This is a genomic window from Type-A symbiont of Plautia stali (assembly GCF_059731155.1).
This window is the reverse complement of sequence record NZ_AP035891.1, coordinates 2792347-2816265: the sequence shown is the minus strand read 5'-3', so window position 1 is coordinate 2816265 and position 23919 is coordinate 2792347. Positions and strand designations below refer to the sequence as shown.

Annotated in this window: 12 protein-coding genes and 13 pseudogenes; 8 read left to right on the top strand and 17 right to left on the bottom strand. The window is 57.1% G+C overall.

The features are described from left to right. Positions 1–14 precede the first annotated feature (14 nt). A complete protein-coding gene (locus tag AC6I8M_RS14935; protein ID WP_010616150.1) occupies positions 15–401 on the top strand; it encodes a DUF1987 domain-containing protein in 387 nt (128 codons plus the stop codon). After that, positions 398–1112: pseudogene (locus tag AC6I8M_RS14930) on the top strand (GGDEF domain-containing protein). The gene AC6I8M_RS14935 and the pseudogene AC6I8M_RS14930 overlap by 4 nt, the downstream one beginning before the upstream one ends. On the opposite strand, the pseudogene mrdA reads toward AC6I8M_RS14930, so the two are convergent. From mrdA to prfC, 10 genes and pseudogenes are all read right to left on the bottom strand, one after another. Continuing rightward, positions 1113–3002 (bottom strand): annotated as a pseudogene (gene mrdA, locus AC6I8M_RS14925) (penicillin-binding protein 2). Between the two features lie 239 nt (positions 3003–3241). Continuing rightward, on the bottom strand, positions 3242–3955 hold the full coding sequence (deoD, locus tag AC6I8M_RS14920) for a purine-nucleoside phosphorylase (RefSeq protein ID WP_010616149.1): 714 nt from the start codon (positions 3953–3955) through the stop codon (positions 3242–3244). A 34-nt stretch (positions 3956–3989) separates the two neighbouring features. Next, complete coding sequence (deoB, locus tag AC6I8M_RS14915) at positions 3990–5213, bottom strand: phosphopentomutase (protein WP_010616148.1); 1224 nt, start codon at positions 5211–5213, stop codon at positions 3990–3992. A 93-nt stretch (positions 5214–5306) separates the two neighbouring features. Continuing rightward, positions 5307–6629 (bottom strand): thymidine phosphorylase, encoded by a 1323-nt coding sequence (gene deoA, locus AC6I8M_RS14910; protein WP_498013480.1) that lies wholly within the window; start codon positions 6627–6629, stop codon positions 5307–5309. Between the two features lie 111 nt (positions 6630–6740). Beyond that, positions 6741–7520: a deoxyribose-phosphate aldolase gene (deoC, locus tag AC6I8M_RS14905; protein WP_022549438.1), complete on the bottom strand. Its 780-nt coding sequence runs from the start codon at positions 7518–7520 to the stop codon at positions 6741–6743. A 434-nt stretch (positions 7521–7954) separates the two neighbouring features. Beyond that, positions 7955–8722: a TatD family hydrolase gene (locus tag AC6I8M_RS14900; protein WP_498013479.1), complete on the bottom strand. Its 768-nt coding sequence runs from the start codon at positions 8720–8722 to the stop codon at positions 7955–7957. Further along, positions 8719–9771 (bottom strand): annotated as a pseudogene (locus tag AC6I8M_RS14895) (patatin-like phospholipase family protein). The gene AC6I8M_RS14900 and the pseudogene AC6I8M_RS14895 overlap by 4 nt, the downstream one beginning before the upstream one ends. A 178-nt stretch (positions 9772–9949) precedes the next feature. Then, a complete protein-coding gene (locus tag AC6I8M_RS14890; RefSeq protein ID WP_022549435.1) occupies positions 9950–10111 on the bottom strand; it encodes a DUF1328 domain-containing protein in 162 nt (53 codons plus the stop codon). Positions 10112–10209: 98 nt separating this feature from the next. Next, entirely contained in the window at positions 10210–10800 is a 591-nt protein-coding gene (gene osmY / locus AC6I8M_RS14885) for a molecular chaperone OsmY (RefSeq protein WP_010618836.1), read from the bottom strand. A 259-nt stretch (positions 10801–11059) separates the two neighbouring features. Further along, positions 11060–12649, bottom strand: coding sequence for a peptide chain release factor 3 (gene prfC, locus AC6I8M_RS14880; protein WP_010618837.1), 1590 nt, complete (start codon positions 12647–12649; stop codon positions 11060–11062). Positions 12650–12964: 315 nt separating this feature from the next. Here prfC and AC6I8M_RS14875 point away from each other — a divergent pair, with 315 nt between their 5' ends. Together AC6I8M_RS14875 and AC6I8M_RS14870 are read left to right on the top strand one after the other, a co-directional pair. After that, complete coding sequence (locus tag AC6I8M_RS14875) at positions 12965–13201, top strand: hypothetical protein (RefSeq protein ID WP_153005925.1); 237 nt, start codon at positions 12965–12967, stop codon at positions 13199–13201. A 149-nt stretch (positions 13202–13350) separates the two neighbouring features. Then, the gene (locus AC6I8M_RS14870; RefSeq protein WP_022549433.1) at positions 13351–13578 is read left to right on the top strand and encodes a hypothetical protein; all 228 of its coding nucleotides are present in this window, start codon (positions 13351–13353) and stop codon (positions 13576–13578) included. Between the two features lie 6 nt (positions 13579–13584). Here AC6I8M_RS14870 and AC6I8M_RS14865 read toward each other — a convergent pair. The 3 pseudogenes from AC6I8M_RS14865 to AC6I8M_RS14855 form a co-directional block, all read right to left on the bottom strand. Then, positions 13585–14687: pseudogene (locus AC6I8M_RS14865) on the bottom strand (amidohydrolase). A gap of 10 nt (positions 14688–14697) precedes the next feature. Continuing rightward, positions 14698–15171 (bottom strand): annotated as a pseudogene (locus AC6I8M_RS14860) (YjiG family protein). Next, positions 15161–15828: pseudogene (locus AC6I8M_RS14855) on the bottom strand (nucleoside recognition domain-containing protein). Before AC6I8M_RS14855 ends, AC6I8M_RS14860 begins: the two co-directional pseudogenes overlap by 11 nt. Positions 15829–16286: 458 nt before the next feature. On the opposite strand from AC6I8M_RS14855, the pseudogene AC6I8M_RS14850 reads away from it, so the two are divergent. Then, positions 16287–16370: pseudogene (locus tag AC6I8M_RS14850) on the top strand (ferritin); the annotation flags it as partial. Here AC6I8M_RS14850 and AC6I8M_RS14845 read toward each other — a convergent pair. Beyond that, positions 16368–17209, bottom strand: a pseudogene (locus AC6I8M_RS14845) (IS3 family transposase). The pseudogenes AC6I8M_RS14850 and AC6I8M_RS14845 overlap by 3 nt on opposite strands. 119 nt (positions 17210–17328) lie before the next feature. Here AC6I8M_RS14845 and AC6I8M_RS14840 point away from each other — a divergent pair. Continuing rightward, a pseudogene (locus tag AC6I8M_RS14840) lies at positions 17329–18025 on the top strand (IS5 family transposase). Here the strand turns inward: AC6I8M_RS14840 and AC6I8M_RS14835 are convergent. Both AC6I8M_RS14835 and AC6I8M_RS14830 read right to left on the bottom strand, forming a co-directional pair. Continuing rightward, positions 18026–18364: pseudogene (locus AC6I8M_RS14835) on the bottom strand (efflux RND transporter permease subunit); the annotation flags it as partial. It abuts the pseudogene before it with no gap. A gap of 47 nt (positions 18365–18411) precedes the next feature. Then, entirely contained in the window at positions 18412–19641 is a 1230-nt protein-coding gene (locus AC6I8M_RS14830) for an MdtA/MuxA family multidrug efflux RND transporter periplasmic adaptor subunit (protein ID WP_010615883.1), read from the bottom strand. A 225-nt stretch (positions 19642–19866) separates the two neighbouring features. Between AC6I8M_RS14830 and AC6I8M_RS14825 the strand changes: the two are divergent. After that, positions 19867–20827, top strand: a pseudogene (locus tag AC6I8M_RS14825) (aldo/keto reductase). 221 nt (positions 20828–21048) lie between these two features. Further along, positions 21049–22383: pseudogene (locus AC6I8M_RS14820) on the top strand (carbohydrate porin). 67 nt (positions 22384–22450) lie between these two features. Here the strand turns inward: AC6I8M_RS14820 and yegD are convergent. Beyond that, positions 22451–23787 (bottom strand): annotated as a pseudogene (yegD, locus tag AC6I8M_RS14815) (molecular chaperone). Positions 23788–23919 lie beyond the last annotated feature (132 nt).

Genomic DNA, 23919 nt, shown 5'->3' with positions numbered 1-23919 from the left:
AGGATTGAGGTTGTATGCAAAACCTGATTATCGCTGCCACTGAGAGCACGCCCGAAGTGAGTTTTGATTTTGCCACCCGCCAGTTTGCGCTGCGCGGCGAGTCGTGGCCGGAGAACGCGGCGGCGTTTTATCGCCCGCTGCTGGATGCCCTTGAGCAGTGGCAACCCACCGACAAGGACGCGGTTGTTGTCACTATCGCGCTGCGCTACTTCAACAGCTCCAGCACAAAAATGCTGTTCAGCCTGTTCGATCTGTTCAACCAGCTGGCGCAGCGCGGTCAGCGCGTCACGCTGAACTGGCTGTTTGATGCGGAAGATGACATCGCGGAAGAGTTTGGTCAGGAACTGGCGCTGGATTTTACCGATCTGCAGGTTAATCTGCAGGCGGAACTGGCGTCATGATGGACCTCAATGAGCTGTTCCGTGAAGAGAGCGAGGTGCTGAATCGCTCACAGCATGTGGCGGCGCAAAACACGCTGAGCGCGCAGGATTACCGCGAGGCGCTGCTGCACCTGAATCGCCACTATCAGCCAGTGCCTGATGCGCGAAACCTGGCGACTGATTTCCCGCAGCGATCGCGCTGAGCGCGAACTAAACCGCGTAAATGAGCAGTTAAACCAGCTGGCGCAGGAGCTGGAGTACAAAGCCAGCCACGATCCGCTGACGGCGGTGTGGAATCGCGGCGCGATTATTCAGCGCATCAGCCAGACGCTGGAGAGCGGCCCGGCGGCGCTGATCATTCTGGATATCGACCACTTCAAGAAGATCAACGACGAATACGGCCATCCGATGGGCGATAAGGTGATTTGCGGGCTGGTGACGCGCATTCAGGCGCACTGCCCGGCTGGCGCCAGCATTGGCCGCATCGGTGGCGAAGAGTTTACCGTGCTGCTGCCGCACTATCGCCTGTCCGACGCGGTGATTGTCGCCGGTGCGATCCACGCCTCGCTTAACGCCTCGCCGCTGGCGGTGCTGCCGCAGCAGCTGGTGACCGCCAGCCTCGGCGTGAGCTACGGCAAGCCGGGCTCCGATTTCGACACGCTATATAGCAATGCCGATGCCGCGCTCTACGATGCCAAACACCACGGCCGCAACCGGGTATTTTTCCGCTGATCAGTGCACCTGCGCGGTGCTGGCCGTCTGCATCGGCACGCTGGTATCCGGCGGCGGCAGGAAGATGTGGTCGAGCATATTGCGCATCACCGGCGCGGCCGTAATGCCTTCGTTACCGCCGTTTTCCAGAATCAGCGCCACCGCCACCTGCGGGTTGTTAAACGGCGCAAAGGCGGTATAGAAAATGTAGTCACGCAGGCGCACCGGGATCATCTTCGCGTTGTAAGTCTGGTTCTGCTTCAGGCTAAACACCTGCGACGTACCGGACTTGGCGGCGATGCCATACGGCGCGGTATGGAAATATTTATAACCGGTGCCGTTAGGCGCGTTGGCCATACCAAACATGGCGTGGCGCACCAGCGACCAGTACGGTGATTTCGCATCGCCAGTCTGCGGCTGCGGCGCGGTCGGCTGATAAACCTGCTGCCAGGTGCCGCGCTGTGCTTTAGCCAGCAGGTGCGGATTAATCACCCGGCCGTTATTGATCAGCGCCACCATGGCTTTCACCATCTGAATCGGCGTGGCAATCCAGTAGCCCTAGCCGATCCCCACCGATACCGTATCGCCCTGATACCACACGTGTTTATGCACTTTCTGCTTCCATTCGCGGCTCGGCAGCAGCCCGGCGTACTCTTCATTCAAATCGATACCGGTAGGTTTTCCGTAGCCGAACTGGCTGAGCATGCTGTGGATGCGGTCGATGCCCATCATGAACGCCACCTGATAGAAGAAGGTGTCGGCGGACTCTTCAATCGCTTTGGTGACGTCGAGCATGCCGTGGCCGGACTTTTTCCAGTCGCGGTATTTGCGATCGGTGCCCGGTAGCGTCTAGGTGGGCGCGCCAAAGAAGGTGGTGCCCGGCGTAATCACTTTGCTCAGCAGCGCCGACATCGCCATGTATGGTTTTACCGTCGATGCCGGTGGATACAGCCCCTGGGTAACGCGATTGATCAGCGGCAGGTTTTTATCCTGCAGCAGCGTTTTATAGGCTTTGTAGCTGATGCCCTTCACGAACGGGTTGGGATCGTAGCTCGGGCTGGAGACCATCGCCAGGACGCCGCCATCGTGCGGATCCTCAATCAGCACCGCCGCACGCTGCCCGGCCAGCTGGCTCTCCACATACTGCTGCAGATGCAGATCCAGCGTCAGCCAGATGTTTTTGCCTGCTACCGGCGGCACCTCTTTCAGCACGCGCACGATGCGGCCGTGGTTATCCACTTCCACTTCCTGATAGCAGGTTTTGCCGTGCAGCAGAGATTCGTAGTAGCCCTCAATACCCTGCTTGCCGATGTTATGGTCGGCGGCGTAGTTTTCGCCCACGCCCTCGGCATTGAGCCGCTTGTAATCATTGTCGTTAATCTTCGACACGTAGCCGACCACGTGCGCCAGATCGGCGCCGTACGGGTATTCACGATCCTGATAGGTATCAATGGTGACGCCGGTGAAGCGGAACTGATTGACCGAGAAGCGCGCCACCTCTTCGTCGGTGAGCTCGGCTTTTAGCTCCACCGGTTTATAGCAGCTGCTCTGCTTCAGTTCATGCTCAAAGGTTTCGATATCATCCGGTGTCAGATCGACGATAGGCGTCAGCGCCTTCAGCGTCGCCTGCATGTTGTCGATTTTGTACGGCGTGACGAGAATGTCGTACCAGGTGACGTTGCGCACTAGCGGGATGCCGTTGCGATCGTAAATAAGCCCGCGCGTCGGCGCGATGGGGATCATTTTGATGTCATTCTCATTGGAACGTGTCTGGTAATAGCTGTGCTGATCCACCTGTAAGCGATACAGGTTGATGCCAAGAATGGTGAAGCAGATAACAACCAAGGCAAACGCCACCAGCGCGCGGCGCACAAACAGTTTCTCTTCAGCTTCGAAATTGCGGAAATTCATCAGGGGCTTAGCATCTTCATTATCACGCTAATGATAGGGAGAGATCGCCGCAGAGCCAGCAGGAAGATGCACAAGCCTGGGTAAAAGTGTGTCAGATGTTTACGGTGGGGCTGCTGCGTCGGGAATGCGGGACAGAGGCTGAGGATGGGGAGCGGAAATAGTACGGTGCGCGTGGATGCCCTCACCCCGCCCCTCTCCCGCTCGCGGGAGAGGGCTAGGGTAAGGGGAAACGAGGAAAATCAATCCCCCAGCAGCACCGACTCCAGCGCGATCTTAATCATATCGTTGAACGTCGTCTGACGCTCTGCCGCCGTGGTTTGCTCGTGCGTACGGATGTGATCCGACACGGTACAGATGGTCAGCGCTTTGGCACCAAACTCTGCCGCCACACCGTAGATGCCGGCCGCTTCCATCTCTACGCCGAGGATGCCGTACTTCTCCATCACGTCGAACATCTGCGGGTCCGGCGTATAGAACAAATCAGCCGAGAAGATGTTACCGACGCGCGCGTCCACGCCCAGCGCTTTAGCCGCGTCGACCGCGTTACGCACCATGTCGAAATCCGCGATGGCGGCAAAATCGTGATCCTTGAAACGCATGCGGTTAACTTTCGAGTCGGTGCAGGCGCCCATACCAATCACTACATCACGCAGTTTCACGTCTGCACGCACTGCACCGCAGGAACCCACACGAATGATCTTCTTCACGCCGAAATCGGTGATCAGCTCTTTGGTGTAGATCGAGCAGGATGGAATACCCATACCGTGGCCCATCACGGAGATTTTGCGGACTTTGTAAGTCCCGGTGAAGCCCAGCATGCCGCGTACGTTGTTCACTTCGACCACATCGTCGAGGAAGGTCTCGGCAATGTGTTTTGCACGCAGCGGATCGCCTGGCATCAGCACCACGTCCGCGAAATCGCCCATTTCGGCATTAATATGAGGAGTTGCCATTGTTGTTCTTCCTTATGAAAAAGTGGTGGCTGTTTTACAGCAAGCTTTTGCCGTAGTCCATGCTGGACAGGCCAAAATAGCTGGCGATGGTCTGGCCGATATCGGCGAAGGTATAGCTGTAACCCAGCGAGCCCGGTTTTACTTTTGGACCGTAGATCAGAATCGGGATGTGCTCGCGCGTGTGCTCGGTGCCATGCCAGCTCGGATCGCAGCCGTGGTCAGCGGTGAGAATCAGGATATCGTCCTCTTTCACCAGCGCCATCAGCTCCGGCAGACGGCGGTCAAACAGCTCCAGCCCACCGGCATAACCGGCGATATCGCGGCGATGGCCCCAGGTCGAGTCAAAATCGACGAAGTTGGTGAACACAATGGCGTTGTCCGGCGCCTTTTTCATCTGCTCGATGGTGGCGTCAAACAGCGCATCCAGACCGGTGGCTTTAACTTTTTGCGTGATGCCTTGCTCCGCGTAGATATCAGCGATTTTACCCACTGAAATCACTTCGCCGCCCTTCTCATCCACCAGCTTTTTCAGCATGGTTGGTGCCAGTGGTTCGACCGCCAGATCGTGACGGTTACCGGTGCGCTGGAAGTTACCGGCTTTATCGCCGACAAACGGACGCGCGATTACGCGGCCAATGTTATAGCCGCCGTTGGTCAGCTCTTCACGGGCAATTTCACACAGCGCATACAGGCGATCGAGGCCAAAGGTCTCTTCATGGCAGGCAATCTGGAACACCGAATCTGCCGAGGTGTAGAAAATCGGCTTGCCGCTTTTCATGTGCTCCTCGCCCAGCTGGTTAAGAATTACCGTACCGGAGGAGTGGCAGTTGCCGAGGTAGCCCGGCAGATCGGCGCGTTTTACCAGCGTATCCAGCAGCTCCTGCGGGAAGCTGTTCTCTTTGTCGCTGAAGTAGCCCCAGTCAAACAGCACCGGCACCCCGGCTATTTCCCAGTGGCCGGACGGCGTATCTTTGCCCGAAGAGAGTTCGCTGGCGTAGGCGTAAGCGCCGATAATTTCCGCCTGCGGATCCAGTCCCGGCGGGAAGCGGCCGGTAGAGAGTTCCGCCGCTTTGCCAAGGCCGAGTGCGGTCATGTTGGGCAGATGCAGCGGACCTTCTCGGCCTTCATTGGCGCGGCTTTCAAAGCACGCTTCGGCGATATTGCCGAGCGTATCCGATCCTTTATCACCGAATTTATCGGCGTCTTTGCTGGAACCAATCCCGAAGGAGTCGAGAACCATAATAAAAGCACGTTTCATGCAAGTCTCCTGCGCCATAGCGCGATGACAAGTCAAAAAAAGCGATCAGATCAGTATACCCGAACGGCCGCTGCCTGGCACGCAGTTACGCCACTATTCGCTGATGAGGCGATACACCACCGGCGTGGCCTCCGGGGCGTGGTCGCTGAGCGTTATCGCCGCTTTCACTGCCGCAGCGGCCTGCTGCCACTGTGCTTCAGTTGCGGCATGAATCACCGCCAGCGGCTGCTGCGCATTTACCTCACTGCCCAGCGTGATCATGTCGCTCAGGCCCACGCTGTAATCAATGCTGTCGCTGGCGCGCTGACGGCCACCGCCCAGCGCCACCACCGCCATCCCCAGCGCCCGCGTGTCCATGGCGCTGACGATGCCGGGACGATCGGCGTACACCGCTTTGCTCAGCATCGGTGCCGGCAAGTAGCGGTCCATCTGCTCGATGAAATCCGTCGGGCCGTTCTGCGCCGCCACCATGCGGGCAAACACGTCAGCCGCTTTACCGTTATCCAGCACTTGCTGCAGTTTTTGCCGCGCTTCGGCTTCGTTCGCCGCCAGTTTGCCGGAGATCAGCATCTCGGCGCACAGCGCCAGCGTGACCTCCAGCAGCCGCGGATTGCGCTCCTCGCCGGTGAGGAAATGCACCGCTTCGCGCACTTCCAGCGCATTACTGGCGCTCGACGCCAGCACTTGGTTCATGTCGGTGAGCAGCGCGGTGGTTTTGCATCCCGCGCCGTTGGCGACGCCGACAATCGCCTGCGCCAGCTGCTGCGAGGCCTCAAAGGTTGGCATAAACGCCCCGGATCCGACTTTGACATCCATCACCAGCGCGTCTAAGACTTCGGCTAATTTTTTGGCGAGGATCGAGGCGGTGATCAGCGGAATTGAATCCACGGTGGCGGTGATATCGCGCGTGGCGTAGAACCGCTTGTCCGCCGGCGCCAGCGAATTGGTCTGACCGATAATGGCAACGCCGACCTGTTTGATGATCTGGCGGAAGCGATCGTCGCTGGGGAATATATCGAAGCCGGGAATGGCTTCCAGTTTATCCAGCGTGCCGCCGGTGTGGCCGAGGCCGCGCCCGGAAATCATTGGCACGTAGCCGCCGCAGGCCGCCACCATCGGACCCAGCATCAGCGAAGTTACATCGCCCACGCCGCCGGTCGAATGTTTATCAACAATCGGTCCGTTGAGATTCAGCGCCTGCCAGTTGAGCACCGTGCCGGAATTGCGCATCGCCATGGTCAGCGCCACGCGCTCTTCCAGGTTCATGTCGTGAAAATAAATCGTCATCGCCAGCGCGGCGATTTGCCCTTCAGACACGCTGTTATCACGCACGCCGTTGATGAAAAAGCGGATTTCCGCTTCGCTCAGCGGCTGGCCGTCGCGTTTTTTACGAATAATTTCTTGTGGCAGGAACAAGGTTGCCTCCCCGGAAAAGCGATGTATCGCTGAATGACAGCCGCCAGATGCGCAGCAATGCGCACCTGACGACAGTGACACCGTGGGCCGCCATTTTAGCGACCGCGTGGATCAATAACCGACTTTGCTGGTCGCCGTAGCGTGACCCAAGGTGTTCAGCAGGCTGGCTAACAGGCTGGAAACGCCGAAGCGGAAATGACGCGCATCCGCCCAGCCGCTGCCGAGGATATCGTCGGCCAGTTGCAGGTAGATGGCGGCATCTTCCGCCGTACGCACGCCGCCAGCCGGTTTGAAGCCCACCTGCTGCTGCACGCTTTTGTCACGGATCACCTGCATCATGATTGCCGCCACCTCTGGCGTGGCGTTGACCGGCACTTTACCGGTAGAGGTTTTGATAAAATCCGCCCCGGCATCGATCGCGATTTCGGACGCCGCACGAATCAGCGCTTCCTCTTTCAGCTCGCCGGTTTCGATGATCACTTTCAGCAGCACGTTCGCCGCCGCACAGGCCTCTTTACAGGCTTTTACCAGCGCAAAGCCGACGTCACGATTACCGGCAATCAGCGCACGGTACGGGAACACCACGTCAACTTCATCCGCGCCGTAGGCGATTGCCGCACGGGTTTCCGCTAGCGCGATTTCGATGTCGTCGTTACCCTGCGGGAAGTTAGTGACGGTCGCGATGCGAATTTCCGGCGTGCCCTGCTCGCGCAGCGTTTTACGTGCTATCGGGATAAAGCGCGGATAGATACAGATCGCCGCCGTGTTACCGGCTGGTGATTTCGCCTGATGGCACAGCGCGATCACTTTTTCATCGGTGTCGTCTTCATTCAGGGTGGTCAGGTCCATCAGTTGCAGCGCGCGCTGCGCGGCAGCGTTCAGATCGGTCATGGTGCTCTCCAAAGTCAGGCCGGTGAAATCTGGTCACCGGAAAATGTGATAATCATAACAATCCACGTCGTATTGATTTGCGAGGTTTGTCACAAGGAAAAGGATAACGTGTCTTTTTATACATGCATTTAGCGATTTTAATCACATTAAGTCGCTATTTTACGGAGCAGTGCGGCACAATGCGATTGTGGTTATTATCACAAATGTTGCCGCAAAAAGGTATCGGATATCGTTAAAGCGTAGTTAATTTGCGATAGAGAGGTGGGTGTAAGCAGATCATCAGAAGTTGCAGAGGATTTGTAGCGGCGCGATTCATCGCACAATAAATTGTGCCGCTACCAAAATTGCAACGGCCATTAAGCAGATTTAACACTTAACTGACCGTGATGGCGCTATTACATGAAGTGAGATAGCGGCAGGCGCAGGATCATTACTCAATCCGGCAGCGCGAACAAACGCAGGCTGTTGTGCCACAGCGCATCGGCGATCTCATCGGGCGGTTCCGGGCGCAGCTGGCACAATACTTCGAACACATTACGCGCGCGCTCCGGGCGATTTGGCTGGCCCTGAAAACCGTGCAGCGGCATATCCGGCGCATCGGTTTCCAGCAGCAGCGCCTGCAATGGCAGGCTGGCGATGGTGTGGCGGGTTTTGCTGGCGCGCGCATAGGTGATAGTGCCGCCGACACCAATCGCGTAGCCAAGCGCGATGAAACGCTCCGCCTGCTGCTGGCTGCCGGCAAAGCCGTGCACCACGCCGCGTCGCGGCACGTCGTGACTGCGCAGATGCTGCGCCAGCTGATCGTGCGTACGTCGCGAATGCAGGATCACCGGCAAATCATAACGCCTTGCCAGCTTCAGCTGTGCCTCCAGCAGCCGGGTTTGCCGCGCAAAATCCGGCGCTTCCATATACAGATCCAGCCCGATTTCCCCAATCGCCACGTGTTTTACATCCGGCGTTTGCAGGTGCTGCTCAAGGCGATCGAGATCGTCATCCTGATGTTGCGCAATATTGATCGGGTGCAGCCCGAGCGTGCTATACAGCGCCGGATGCTGCTGCGCCAGCTGGCTCACCACGGTAAAACGGGTGGCATCCACACACGGCACGATGATGCGTTCCACGCCCGCCTGCGCGATACTGTGTTCGGCAGCGGTGACAAATGGCGGAAAATCAAAGTGGCAGTGGGTGTCGATAAATCTCATGCCAGCGATCCTGCATCGTAATCGGCGTCATTATCCGCCAGCGGCGGCGTGCTGACCGGCCGGTTATCCGGCGCGTTGGCGACGGCGGCAGGCGGCGTCACGGCAATCGGTCGCGCCAGCGGTTCAGCATCGCTCAGCCACTGGCCCAGCGTCGCCAGGAAATAGCGCCCGCTGCGGCGGCCCAGATGATAATCCTGATTCAGCGACGCCAGACGACTGCCGAGCGCCATGCTGGCCAGCGGCTTTGGCGAAAAGATTTCAATTATGCGCAGATTATCCGGCGGCTGTTCAATAAACTGCTGAATCTGGCGGTAGCTCTCTTCGTGCTGATGTAGGATATTGATCATCGGCTGCAGGGCGCTGTCGCTCAGCCAGCGCTCCATGCGTTTAAACCACTTCGGCGTATACGCCATCTGTGACGGCACGGTACGGATCACCACAATGGTATCGGCGCCACGCCGCGCCGCCTCGCGCACCGGAATGGCGTCGCTGATGCCGCCGTCGAGATAGCTCACACCATCCATCAACACGCCGCTGCGGTAGAAACCGGGTATCGCGCTGGAAGCCTTAATGATGTCATGCTAGGTCAGGTTGGTGGGATTGAAATACTGAGCACTGTAATCATCGCTGCGGCAGGCACACATGTAAAATTCGCTGCCTTTGGCAAACAGGCTTTCGGCGCTGCTCAGCGCCAGCGGGAACTCCTGTTTAGTGATATCTACCAGCCAGTCGAGATCGATCAGATGGCCACCGCGCACAAAACGCAGCGGATCGAAAAACAGTTTACTGGTGGTGTAACGGGTAATCACGCGCCGTGCATAACCGGGCTGAGCACAGACAAATGCTGAGAGGTTTTGTGCACCGGCCGAGGTGCCGAGCATCAATTGAAAGGGGTTGAAGCCTGCGCGCTGAAATTCATCCAGTACGCCCGCCGTGAAGATGCCGCGTTGCCCGCCGCCTTCGCAGACCAGCGCGATTTTTTTGGATTTGAATGGCGTGAGCGCCAGTGGCTCAAAGGTGTCCAGCGACACCGGGATGCGTATTCCCAATGGATGTCCCTCAGTGTTTGCTGCTCTGAGGGAGGCGCTCAATCAGCATCCCGGAGAACCAGTCATTGTCGTTCCCTGACCAACCGCATCCTGCAATCGTCGTGGCGCACCTTCAATGGTGGCAATGACTGGCCTCCGCTTTATGTGACTAGCGGGTTAACATGGTTAACGCAGTGGGTCAGGGTCGTTTGCGCCCGGTAAACAGGCTTACGAGGAACAGAATAATACCGACAATAAAGACAATTTTAGCTGCCCATGCTGCCGTACCCGCCAGACCGCCAAAACCTAATGCTGCAGCAATCAGAGCGATGACCAGAGAGATAATACCCCAACGAAACATAAGCCTCTCCTTTACCATAGTGAAAATCGAACTGCTTATTCTTCACATCACTGTTTTTAATACGTAACGGCACCGTTGGTGATGCCGTTCCGGTTGCGTTAAGATTTCACCTTGAGGTTATTCTTCACGCTTTTCACGCCTTCAATGGCTTTGGCGATCTTTTCAGCCCGATCGGACTGTGCCTGATTCGCCACTTCCCCGGACAGCTGTACCACACCATCGGTGGTTTCCACCTTCACGTTGCGCGATGGCACAATGTCATCTGCTAAAAGTTTAGCTTTTATTTCACTGGTGGTTGCTGCATCACCTGCATAACCTTTCAATGAACTCTGTTTGCTGTCTCTGACGTGTAGTTTGTCGCTGACCGATTTAACCCCTTCCACCTTCTGCACCAGTGCCACTGCCTTCTCGGCCTGGTCCTGCGAGGTGACAAAACCGCTCAGCGTCACTACGCCTTGCTGCGTTTTTACCGAGATATCCGTACTTTTAATCGCTTCATCGTCCACCAGCGCGGCTTTGGCTTTGGCGGTGATGCCGCTGTCATCCATAAAGCCATCGACTTTTCTCATAGAACTATCGATTTTGGAACCCGCGCTGCTGCTGGTATCAGCCGCCATTGCCGCGCCGCTTAACAGCGCAGTACCGGCCAGTGCAGCAATCAGGGTTTTAGCAATCTTAGTCTTATTCATCGATATTATCCTTCTATCAGTTAACCCACTCGCAACCGCGAATGCGCCAGCAACACACCACGTTGCTGCGTGATGGACGTAATCAGACCCACAGGTCCGTTTTCTCGTCCGACAGAATAATCATAGTAGGGATTACAGCTTTTGCTGGCTTTTGTGGTTGATATCTCGCCAAAAAGCGATAACCGCAGCGCAATTAAGAGGAGTCTGTATCGGAGAACACCGGGCGGCAGAAAGCAGCAGCCCGGTGAAGACGGCGAACTTAGTGTTCGCGCGTTTTACGGAAGGTCACGTCAGGATAGCGCTCCTGCGTGATGTTGAGGTTGACCATGGTCGGGGCGATATAGGTGAGGTTGTCACCGCCATCGAGCGCCAGGTTGATCTCGTTTTTGCGCTGGAAGTCGTCGAACTTCTTCGCGTCGCTGCACTCAACCCAGCGGGCGGTCGACACGTTGATGGCCTCATAAATCACCTCAACGTTGTACTCGCTCTTGAGACGCGCCACTACCACATCAAACTGCAGCACGCCCACCGCACCAACGATCAGATCGTTGTTGTGCACCGGACGGAACACCTGCACGGCGCCCTCTTCCGACAGCTGGACCAGCCCTTTCAGCAGCTGTTTCTGCTTCAGCTGATCGCGCAGGCGAATGCGACGGAACAGTTCCGGGGCGAAGTTCGGAATACCGGTGAACTTCATGGTTTCGCCCTGGGTGAAGGTGTCGCCAATCTGGATGGTGCCGTGGTTATGCAGGCCGATGATATCGCCCGGATAAGCTTCTTCAACGTGCGAACGGTCGCCAGCCATAAAGGTCAGTGCGTCGGAGATCACCACATCTTTACCGGTGCGCACCTGACGCAGCTTCATGCCCTTCTCATATTTGCCGGACACCACGCGCATAAAGGCTACGCGGTCACGGTGTTTCGGGTCCATGTTGGCCTGAATCTTAAACACGAAGCCGCTGAACTTCTCCTCTTTGGCTTCGACTTTGCGGGTATCGGTCTGGCGCGGCATTGGCGCCGGCGCCCAGGCAACCAGACCATTCAGCATGTGATCGACGCCAAAGTTGCCCAGCGCGGTACCGAAGAACACCGGCGTGATTTCGCCGCTCAGGAACAGCTCTTTGTCGAACTCGTGCGATGCGCCCTGCACCAGCTCCAGCTCGTCGCGCAGCTGCTGCGCCAGCTCTTCGCCGACGGCCGCGTCCAGTTCCGGATTAGCCAGGCCTTTTACCACGCGCACTTCCTGAATCGTGTGGCCTTTGCCGCTCTGATAAAGGTAAGTTTCATCGTTGTAGAGGTGATAAACGCCTTTGAACAGCTTGCCGCAGCCAATCGGCCAGGTGATCGGGGCACAGGCGATTTTCAGCTCGCTCTCGACCTCATCCAGCAGCTCCATGGAATCGCGAATGTCGCGGTCCAGTTTGTTCATGAAGGTGATGATCGGCGTGTCGCGCAGACGGGTAACTTCCATCAGCTTGCGGGTACGATCCTCAATACCTTTCGCGGCATCGATCACCATCAGGCAGCAGTCCACCGCCGTCAGCGTACGGTAGGTGTCTTCCGAGAAGTCTTCGTGCCCGGGGGTATCTAGCAGGTTAACCAGACTGTCGCGATACGGGAACTGCATCACCGAGGTGGTGATGGAGATACCGCGCTGCTTCTCCATCTCCATCCAGTCTGATTTGGCATGCTGGCTGGAGCCGCGACCTTTGACGGTACCGGCGGTCTGGATCGCCTGTCCGAACAGCAGGACTTTTTCGGTGATTGTGGTTTTACCGGCGTCCGGGTGCGAGATGATCGCAAAGGTACGGCGGCGCGCCACTTCTTCTAAAAAGGGAGCAATAGACATGAGTGAATTCTTCTTCAGGGCAACGCGCGAGCGGCGCGCTGCGAATAAATCATTCCGGAGCCAGTCCGGCGGATAACGGTGCCAATGGCGACGCATGCGCGTCGGGTCACAGCAGGGTGTGTGCGATCTACATTGGCGGCAGTCCGGTTATCCCATTAGCATTGAGGCGGCATAGCATACAATATTTCAGCAGGCGGGGGAAACTGCGGCAGGATGAGAGGATGCTCGCGCAGTTCAGGACATGTCTTGTAAACACTAAGCGATGTCTGGCTGAGAATGCATGTCCGGAACCGTCACCCCGGCAAGGACAGCAAAATGACCCTACAGCTAAACCCACATACCTACAGCCCGCCACACCGAAACGCCGCCCTATCGTCGCCCGCGCAGATGTACCGTAAACCCGGCGAGATGCTGCTGATGAACGCGCCGGATAACGCCGCCGTGCCTGCCACCGGCTGCGCTGATTTTTCCCGCAGCAGCCTGCCGGCGCACCTGCATTATCTGCTCACGCCGCGCCCCGGTTTTTCTGCCGGTCAGCATTTTGTCCCGTAGTATCCGTACATGCTGGACGCCGCGCTGTCGGTCACCGCCCGCCGGGGCGCGGTGTCGTTAGCACCGTATCACGCCGACAGTGACAAGTGCGCGCTGGTGATTGAGCGGCAGACGCTGGTGAGTTTGATCTGCCGCTGCTGCACGATTTGGTGCTGAGCTACATCGGTCTCAACACCTACTTTAGCGAAGTGCGCTTCTATAACCGTGCCGGACGCATCGTGGCGTTTCGTCGCCTTAACGCCAGCAAAAAGCGCCACGAAGTGTTCTGCTTCGCCGGCATGAAGCCGGTCTCACTGGTGATTGAGACCAGCCAGCACAGTTCAATTTTGCTCGATGAGATGGTGTGGAATCAGACCGCGGAAAGGGGCGCGCGCTGAGGCGCGTTACCCCAGCATTCGCACCACTGCCGCCTTGAAGATCTTCACGCCGATCTCCTGCGAACTCAGCTCAAAGCGCATCTGCGGATGGTGCAGTCCCAGCACCAGATTGGTTCCCAGCCCCCAGAAACCGGCTTTCACCTGCGGATTTTTCACCGGATAGTAGAAGAAATCCTCGCTGCCCGGCGTGGTTTTCGCCGCCAGTAATCCCTGCTCGCCGAGCACATCGACAATCGCGGCACTCAGCAGCGCGGTGGCGTCGGCATCGATTTCCGCCGCCGGCATCTCTTTCAGCACCACCACTTCAGCGGTTGCGCCAGCGCGGCCACGCTGTGCTGAATCGTTTGGCTGACTTTCTCTTTGAGCAGTTCCATCGGCGCGTTCTCCTGCGAACGCAGATCTCACACCACGCGTGCCTCGTCCGGCACCGAGTTGGTCACGCCGGCGTCGCACAGGAAGCGCGTCGCTTTTACGCTCCAGGTGAGGCCCGGTGCCAGATGAATGCTGTTAATTGCCTGCACCGCCTGTACTGCCGCATCGAGCGCGTTGACGCCGAGATGCGGTCGCGCGGCATGGGCCGGAACACCTTTAATGGTGGCCTCCAGCGTGCTGCACGCTGAATAGATCACCGCAGGCGTCGCCTGACCGACCTGACACTCCTCCAGCGGGCGCAAATGGAAGCCAAGAATCATCTCCACGTCATCCAGCGCGCCGCCCTCAATCATCGCCAGCGCGCCGGCACCCAGCTCTTCAGCCGGCTGGAACAGCAACTTCAGCCGCCCTTTTTTAATAGCCCCTTCCTGCAGCAGCTCCTGCGCGGCGGTCAGCACCACCGAAGAGTGGCCGTCATGGCCGCAGGTATGGCGGGCGCAGGCAACGCCGTCGATCACATGCCCGAGCGCATCCATGTCGGCGCGCAATGCCAGCACCGGTCCCGGCACGCCGCTGTCGATCTCCGCCACGATGCCGGTGGTCTGGTTGATGCCGCGCGTGACCTTAATGCCAGCCTGTTCCAGCTGGCCGGCGATGTAGGCCGAGGTTTTAACTTCCTGAAACCCCAGCTCCGGGATTTCATGCAGAAAATGGTAGTGATCGAGAACTCTGGACACCGTTTCGCTCCTAAACAAAAAAACGCATCACGAACATAGCGATAACCGCATTGATAATGCTGGTGAGCATCAGAAGCGGCCAGTATTTTTTCGGCACATCGGCGACGCTCAGCAGGCGGCCCATGTACTGCAACTGCGACCCCATGAGAAAAATCGCCGGCGCGAGGATAGTGATGTCGGTACCGCTCAGCAGGCCTTTCGCCATCAGGCTCACCGCCACCCTGACACTGGCCGAGGATGACAGTCACGCGGTCAGCAGTACGGTGATCGCCTCGCCGGGCAAACTGAAAATCCCCATCAGCGGTGCAAACGCGTGGCCAAGAAACTGCATGATGCCGAGCAGATTCAGCACTTCCGCCAGCACGTAGGCCATCACCACATTGGGCATCAGATTGTGAATAGCAATATGGAAGCCTTTACGCGCGCCGACAATAAAAATATCAAACGGATTATTATTGACCCGCGTCTGTACGTTATTTGACATCAGCAAAATCCTTCTTATAAACACTGTTTAACACAAAACGGACAAATGCCGCACCGACGAATTTCAGGACAAACATTAGCAGCAGCGGAATAATGATCGGCGTACTCATGGACGCAAATAGCGCCGAGCCAATGGCAAAATAGTTATTGATCAGTCCGGCACCGGAATATTGCCAGGCGCTCATCACCACCAGCTCTTTTTTACCAATTTGCTGCTGATCCGCCATCTCTTTGGTGAGCGCCGCGCCGGCATCGGTACTTTGCAGATCGGTAATCAGCGCCAGGCCGCAGCGTCCCGGCAACCCCATCAGCGGTTTCAGCAGTGGTGTCAGCAGCGTGTGGGCGGCGCGAATCGCGCCGTAGTGGGTGAAAATCTCCAGCACGCCCAGCGCCAGCATCACGGTGGGTGCCAGCGACAGCGCGAACAGGAAGCCGGCTTTGGCGCTGATGCCGCCGGCGCCGAGAAAGGTGGAACCTGACTCTTTGATTGTGCCGAAGCTGCCGCCCAGCGTGGTGAAATCAAACGCGCCCAGTCAGCTAAAGCCTTCGACCTTATAAAGCAAACCGGAAAAAATAGTATTGCCAGTATCAGCGCGAGATAATTTCCGGCGCTCGCCGTGACCGTTTGTGGCGCGGCAATGATTTTTTCTTCAGACATCTTTTCTCCTGGTGACCCTATTTTCTGCCAGACGTGGTTGCAATATACGGAACTGATCACCAAGCAGGATTTATGCCAATGCGCACTTTCTTTAATTTCGCTATGGCTAATTTTGTTCAGTAACAAGCAGCAGCAGGAATAAGCGTTTATATCGCAGTGCCAGGTTTATTACTGGTCGCGCCAGTACTTATTTTATCGGCTGGTCGACTGGCGAAGAAGTGATCGGCCCAGTTCTGCGCTGCACCGCCAGCAGGCAACGCAGATGCACTAAAACAGTGCTGCGGACTGTGAATGAAAATTAGTCAAAGTTGAGAATTCTTCGCATTCAACTAGCGGAATAATTCCATTTATAATCAATGAGATAAATTAAACTTTTTTACGAAAAAACCTTCAAAAAAAAGTATAGATTGATGCATAATTCGCCGTACTTCACCTGACAAATTAAAAAGGACTCAGCCATGTTAACCGCTGAAATGACCTCACGCCTGAACGACCAGCTCAACCTCGAATTCTTCTCCGCCAACCTCTATCTGAAGTGTTCAACTAAAACTGGCCACCGCTTTAGAGTTTTTCCAGTATCGGTTTTCCGATTCGTTTGGGGGTAACCCACCGTTATAGTCATGCGGCCTCAGCGAGCTGTAATATCCGACGATATAGTCTGTGATCGCATGTGCAGCTTCGCTAAAGTTTATATAACCTGTCACTGGCACCCACTCGTTTTTCAGACTTCTGAAGAAGCGTTCCATCGGGCTGTTGTCCCAACAGTTTCCACGTCGGATCATACTCTGCCTGATCCGGCAACGCCACAGTAACTGCCTGCTTGTATAGTGGCTACCCTGGTCACTGTGGAACATCGCTCCGGCTGGTTTACCGCGAGTTTCCCACGCCATTTCCTGCGCTTTGATGGTCAGCCTGCTGTCCGGTGAGAATGACATTGCCCAGCCTACCGGTTTCCTTGCCAACAGATCGAGAACAACAGCGAGGTAAGCCCAACGCCTGCCTGTCCAGATGTACGTCACATCGCCGCACCACACCTGATTAGGCTCTGTCACTGCGAACTGTCGCTCAAGGCGATTCGGGATAACGATGTGTTCATGACCACCACGTTTATACCGGTGGGTAGCCTTTTTTAATATGTCGTTTTCATTTCAATACGTTGTAGCTTTTTCTTCAGCTCGCGTATTTCAATCTGTTCCGGGGTTATAGGGGAGGCTTTAGGTATTTTGCCCTGTCGTTCATCCCGCAACTGTTTTCCCCATCGCGTCATGGTAGAAAGACCCACATCCATAGCATTGGCCGCAGCTGCAACGGTGTAGTTCTGATCAAGGACCAGTTGAGCGGCTTCGCGTTTAAACTCTGCGCTGAAATTTCTTTTTTTCATTATGGCACCTGTGTTGTTCTGAGGTGAGCATATCACCTCTGTTCAGGTGGCCAAATTTAGGCTGTGTCCCTTAATCACCTGAGATATAGTAACTACCTGTTTCCACAACACACTGAACTATGGCTCGCTACGACCTTCCCGATGAAGCATGGACTATCATCCAGCCCTTATTACCTGCTGAACCAGCAACACCACGGGCCGGACGTCCATGGGCTGAACATCGTATGATCATCAACGGCATGTTCTGGGTGCTGTGTTCAGGCGCACCATGGCGCTATTTGCCTGAGCGATATGGCCCATGGAAGACCGTTTATAACCGTTTTAATCGATGGTCTAAATCGGGAGTGATTAACATTATTTTCAACAGGTTACTTTCTTCTCTTGATGCTCATGGTCTCGCTGACTGGTCCGCAACTGCGCTGGATGGCAGCAATATCCGGGCACTCAGGTGCGCCGCCGGGGCGCAAAAAAACATTCCGATATCGCCGGAGATAATGGGCTGGGTCGCTCTCGCGGTGGTTTTGGCACCAAAATCCATCTGGCGACAGACGGAAGCGGTCTGCCGTTAAATATCGTACTGAGTCCCGGTCAGGCTCACGAAAGCCAGTTTGCACAACGTCTTCTGGACGGTATTGGTGTTCAGCGCCGGAACGGCAGCATGAAGCGTCGTGGCCATGCAGTGCTGGCTGACAAAGCCTACTCCGGACAAAAGAATACCGCCGCATTGCCACACGTTACCACAAAACGGCGAGGAATTATCTGGCGATGATGAAACTGGGATGCATCCGGCTGTTTTACAAAAGGTTATGTAATTAAGGGACACAGCCTAGTGGCAGAGTTAATCGCGGCCTGCACTTCCTGTTCGGCAACGTCGAGTGCCAGCGTCAGCTGGAACTGCAGCGTAATCACCGAAGCGCCGCCGGAGCTTTGCGACGCCATCTGCTTCAGGCCGGACATCTGCCCGAACTGGCGCTCGAGCGGCGCGGTAATCGACGAGGTCACCACATCCGGGCTGGCGCCGGGATAGAGCGTGACTACCTGAATGGTCGGGTAATCGACTTCCGGCAGCGCGGAAACCGGCAGGAAGCGATAGCCCAGCACGCCGGCCAGCAAAATCGCGATCATCAGCAGCGTGGTGGCCACCGGGCGCAGAATAAACTAGCGTGACGGGCCGCCGCTGGCGTCGGGAGGCATCACCTGCATTATTGACGTTCTCCGCGAGTCGGTTGCGCCGCGCGTGTGCTGTGCGTGGCGGTACTCTGCGCTGCGACAATTTCCACCGTGGCGCCTTCGGTCAGGCGGTCGAGACCGTCGGTGACCACGCGCTGACCGGCCTGTAACCCGGCATCAATCACCACTTTCTGGCTATCCTGCAGCCCGGCGGTGACGCGTTTTTTGCTCACTTTGTTATCGTTGTTCACCACCCAGACAAAATGGCCGTCGTTGCTCATCTGCAGTGCGGCGGTCGGGATCACTACCGCATTTTGCAGCGTATCCACCTTCAGCCGGGCATTAACAAACTGATTGGGAAACAGGGCGTCGTCCTGATTGCTGAAGCGCGCCTTGAGTTTAATGGTGCCGGTGGTGACGTCGATCTGGTTATCAATGCTCAGCAGCGCACCCGTGGTCAGCAGGGTTTTATTGCTGCGATCCCAGGCTTCAACCGGCAGCGGCTGGCCGCTTTTCTGGGCTTTCAGGATCTGGCTGATGTTGTTTTCAGCGACGCTGAACACCACGTCAATCGGGTGCGTCTGGGTGATCACCACCAGACCATTGTTATCGCCGGAGGTAATGTAGTTGCCGACATTCACCTGCTTCAGCCCGACGCGTCCGGCAATCGGCGCGGTGATGCGGCTGTAGGTCAGATTGAGCTGCGCGCTGGCAACATTGCCTTCGTCGGCTTTGATGGTGCCGAGGGTTTCACTTACCAGCGAGCGCTGCGTATCCAGCTCCTGCTGCGACACCAGCGAGGTTTTCGCCAGTTTTTCATAACGGCTGAGGTCGCGGCGCGCGTTAGCCAGCGTCGCCTGATCTTTGGCCAGCTGGCCCTGCGCCTGGGTGAGCGCTACCTGCCATGGGCGAGGATCGATTTCTGCCAGCAGCGCGCCGGCCTCCACCTGCTGACCTTCCGTAAAGTGCAGCGCCATCAGCTGGCCATCAACCCGACTGCGCACCGTAACGGTGTTGGCCGCCGTGACGGTGCCAAGTCCGCTGAGGTAATAGGGCACGCTTTCGGTGGTCGCCGTTGCGGCCTGCACCGGTGCCAGCGGACGGCGTCCGCCGCTGTTGTTGCCACCGCGTCCGTGATGCGGCTGGCCATCAGCCTGAGTAGCCTGTGCAGGCTCGGCCGGATGCTGCCACCAGTAGTAAGCGCCTGCCAGCGCAGCCAGCACCACCACGCTAATCAGGCCTGTTTTTAATCGTTTATTCATTGCTCTGTGTGCTCTCCGGCGGTTTCGTTTTCCCCACATGCGCGCGCAAACGAAATGATTGTAGTCGCCCGGGCCGGGCAAAAATTGAAGGAATTAAGAATATCGCCCCGGGCACGCTAAGTATTCATATTCAGTAAATATTTTGGCAGCAATACACATAAGCGTGACTTTTTCCTTTGCTAAGCTGAATGACAGACCAGTCTCGTTTCACTTAAGGAGGATCACATGCGTCAACATAAAACCCGCCAGCTGGGCGACAGCGGTATCAGCGTGCCGCTGCTGACGTTTGGCGGCAACGTTTTTGGCTGGACCGTCGATGAAAAAACCTCGTTTTCACTGCTCGACGCGCTGGTGGAAAAGGGGCTGTTCTTCATTGATACCGCAGACGTTTACTCACGCTGGGCGCCGGGCAACGCCGGCGGTGAATCGGAAACCATCATCGGTAAGTGGCTGAAAAAAGCGGTAAGCGCGACAGTATCGTGCTCGCCACCAAGGTAGGCATGGAGCTGACGCCGGAGAAAACCGGGCTGAAACCGGCCTATATGCGCCAGGCCGGGAAGATTCGCTGCGCCGCCTGCAGACGGATGTCATCGATCTTTACCAGGCGCACCGTGATGACGACAGCACGCGGCTGGTGGAGACTCTGAAAGCGTTCGACTCGCTGATCAAAGAGGGCAAAGTGCGGGCAATCGGTGCGTCCAACTACAGCGCGCAGCGTCTGCAGGAAGCGCTCGACATCAGTAAACAGGAGGGACTGGCGCGCTATTAAACCCTGCAGCCGGAATACAACCTGTACGATCGCCAAGAGTATGAAAGCGGACTGGAACAGGTGGTGGTGAAAAACGGTCTCGGCGTGATTAACTACTACTCGCTGGCCAGCGGTTTTCTGAGCGGGAAATACAAAAAGCCGGAAGACGCCAGCAAAAGCGCGCGCGGCCAGGGCATTGTAGAAAAATACCTCAACGATCGCGGTAAGCGCATTATTGAAGCGCTGGAAGATGTCGCGGCCTCGCACGACGCCTCTGCTACCCAGGTGGCGCTGGCGTGGCAGATTGCGCGACCGAGCATCACTGCACCGATTGTCAGCGCCACCTCCCTGCAGCAGCTGGATTAGCTGGTGAAAGCCACCGAGCTGGAGCTCAGTAAGCAGGAGATTGAAGAACTGGCCAGCGCCAGTCAGCCGTAACGCGAAGCGGGACGCTGCGGCGTCCCGTCACGTAATATTTTTTTCGCCACGCAAAAAATGCCTTTTTCCTCCAGAACATATCCATTCATCGATCGCTGTCACAATTGCGTTAAGTCACTGTCACCTTTGCACTCATTGCGCACAGATTTGCAAAAATTGACATAACCTCAGCATTATTCTCTGCCCGTTCCTCTCCGGAAATTCACAGAAGAATAATCATCATGAACAGAAAAAAAGCAGTGCAGCATATGCTTCGCCTGGCAGCGGGCACCCTGATGTTTGCCATGTTGAGTGCGTCGGCGGTGGCAGCCGATGCGTTCAGCTACGATTCCCCCTATATGTTTGGCGACTGGGGCGGTAACCGAACGCAGCTGGAAAACGACGGCGTGAAGTTCGACGTTAACTACACCATGGAAAGTGCCTCGAACCTAGGCGGTGGTGCCGATACCAACACCTCGATGAGCTACAGCGATCAGTGGGCGTTTGGCCTGAATCTCGACCTGCAAAAACTGCTCGACTGGCAGGATGCGCAGTTCCAGATGACCATTACCGACCGTAACGGTCGCAATATCTCCGATCAGGTGGCAGACCGCCGTACCGGCATGCTGTCATCGGTGCAGGAAGTGTACGGACGTGGCCAGACCTAGCGTCTGACGCAGTTCTGGCTCAGCAAAGGGCTGTTTGATAACACCGTTAACCTGAAAGCCGGTCGCGTCACCGTCGGTGAAGATTTCGACAACTTCGACAGCAAGTTCCAGAACCTCGCATTCGGCAGCGGCCAGGCGGGTAACTGGCGCGGCGACCGCTGGTTTAACTGGCCGGTTTCCCAGTGGGGCGGCCGCGTGAAGGTTAACTTCACGCCGGAAGTGTTCTTCCAGGTGGGCTTCTACAACCAGAACAGTGCCAACTACGATCGCGGTGACGGTTTCCGTCTGGACACCAGCAACTCTGAAGGTAACCTGGTACCGGTGGAACTGGGCTGGAAGCCGACCTTCGGGCCGGCCAACCTGCCGGGTAACTACCGCATTGGTTACTACTACTCGTCGGCCAACGGCGATAACTACGGCAGCTGGCGAGATGGCGCTTATCAGAGCAAGGATCACGCCTACGGCGGCTACGTGCTGTTACAGCAGCAGCTGACCGCGCAGGGCGGCGATGCCAGCCGGGGTCTTGGCGTGACGGTGCAGGCGGTGATGAACGATCACAAAACCTCGAAAACCGACAACTATCAGTCCATCAGCTTTACTTGGAAAGGGCCGTTTGATGCGCGTCCGCAGGATGAGATTGGCGTCGGCGCGGCGCGTATTCACGTTAACAGCGCGTATACCCGCTCGCTGCGTCAGCAGAATGATGCCAACGGCGAAACCGATTTCGACAGCCCAACCTATCTGCCGATTCAGGATGGTTCCGAGTACAACTACGATGTTTATTACAATGCACAGCTGACCAAGTGGCTGCTGCTGCGTCCAAACCCGCAATACGTGGTGGCACCGGGTGCGGTGAGCGAAGTGAAAGATGCGTTTGTCGGCGGCATCAGCGCCAATATCAATTTCTGATTGTTCGCTTAGTAAAACAATGGCGGCCCGGTGGCCGCCATTTTTGTTGCGCTGTTAAGTGCGCACCTTATCTAAACAGGACTTCCGCCCAGCGCGCCAGGCCGGCGGTGACCGAGCCGAAATCATCGCCGCTGGCGATGGGCGTGTCGGGCAGTGCCTGCTGCAGCGCGGCGCGCAGAATCGGCGAACGGGCGCTGCCGCCGGTGAGGTAAATCACCTCCGGACGGGTGTCACAACTGGCCAGCGCCAGCTGCACTTGCTCCAGAATGCGCGCCAGCGGCTGATTGATCGCCTCTTCCAGCTGAGCGGCGCTGATCTCCGCCTGCAGCGTTTGCGCAATAAACGCCAGCGAGACCGCGGTCTCGCGCTGATCGGAGAGCGCAATCTTGCTCTCTTCCGCCGCGCGCACCAGCCGGTAGCTCAGCTTCTGCTGCCATACTTTCAGCAGATGCGCAACTTTATCGCCCTGTTCGGCATCACGCACCAGATCGCGCAGCAGCTTACCGCTGGCGGCCGAGTAGAAGTCGCTTTGTGCCGGCACATCGTTAATCGCCACCGCGTTCCACCATGGCGGGCGGGCAGGGCAGTGCCCTTCAGCGTGTTACCGCCCAGACCCAGCAGCGGCATCAGCGTTTTGAACGCCAGCATTATATCGAGGTCGTTACCGCCGACGCGGCAGCCGCTGTGCCCAAGCAGGCTGGCACGGCGATCGGACTGATTACGCCACTGCGGACCCATCAGCAGAATGGAGCAGTCGGTGGTTCCGCCGCCGATATCCACGACCAGCACGCGTGTCTCCTGCTGCAGCGTGGCTTCAAACTCCAGACCGGCGGCAACCGGCTCGAACTGAAACTCCACGTCGCGGAACCCGGCACGCTATGCAGCACGCAGCAGAATGCCCTGCGCCTGCTGGTTGGCGTCATCACCGCCCAGCCCCTGAAAGTTGATTGGCCGGCCAATCACTGCCTAGTCAATCGGTTGATCGAGCTGGGTTTCACCCTGCTGGCGAATGTGCAGCATCATGGCGCATACCAGATCTTCAAAGAAGGCGATCTGCTGGGGTTTCAGGCCGCTGGCGCCGAGGAACGACTTCGGCGATTTTACGAACCACACCTCTTCCGGATCGACCATATAGTGCTGCAGCGCGGTCAGACCAAACTGCACGCTGGCGGGCGTCACCTCGATATTCTCTTCGCGGTTATAGCGCAGCGCGCTGCTTTCGCTGTCTGGCGTGGGGATCTGATGGTGGCGGTGCAGCCATTCACTGATGGCTTCGCGCGTGGGCGCGCAAATCATGGAGGGAAGCAGGCGCTGACCGTTTTCCAGTGTCAGTAACCGCGGTGTGCCGCTATCCGTTACCGCGATGGAACAGTTAGCCGTGCCGTAGTCGAATCCGATAAACATTGTATCCCCCATGCCAGAAAAAAGGGGGCGACTTTAGCGCAGCCAACGCGGGCTGGCAATGGGCAGCGCCGCAGTTTATCCCTGAACTTCCTGGTAAACCTGATACTGGCCGCGCCCGGCGTGTTTGGCGCT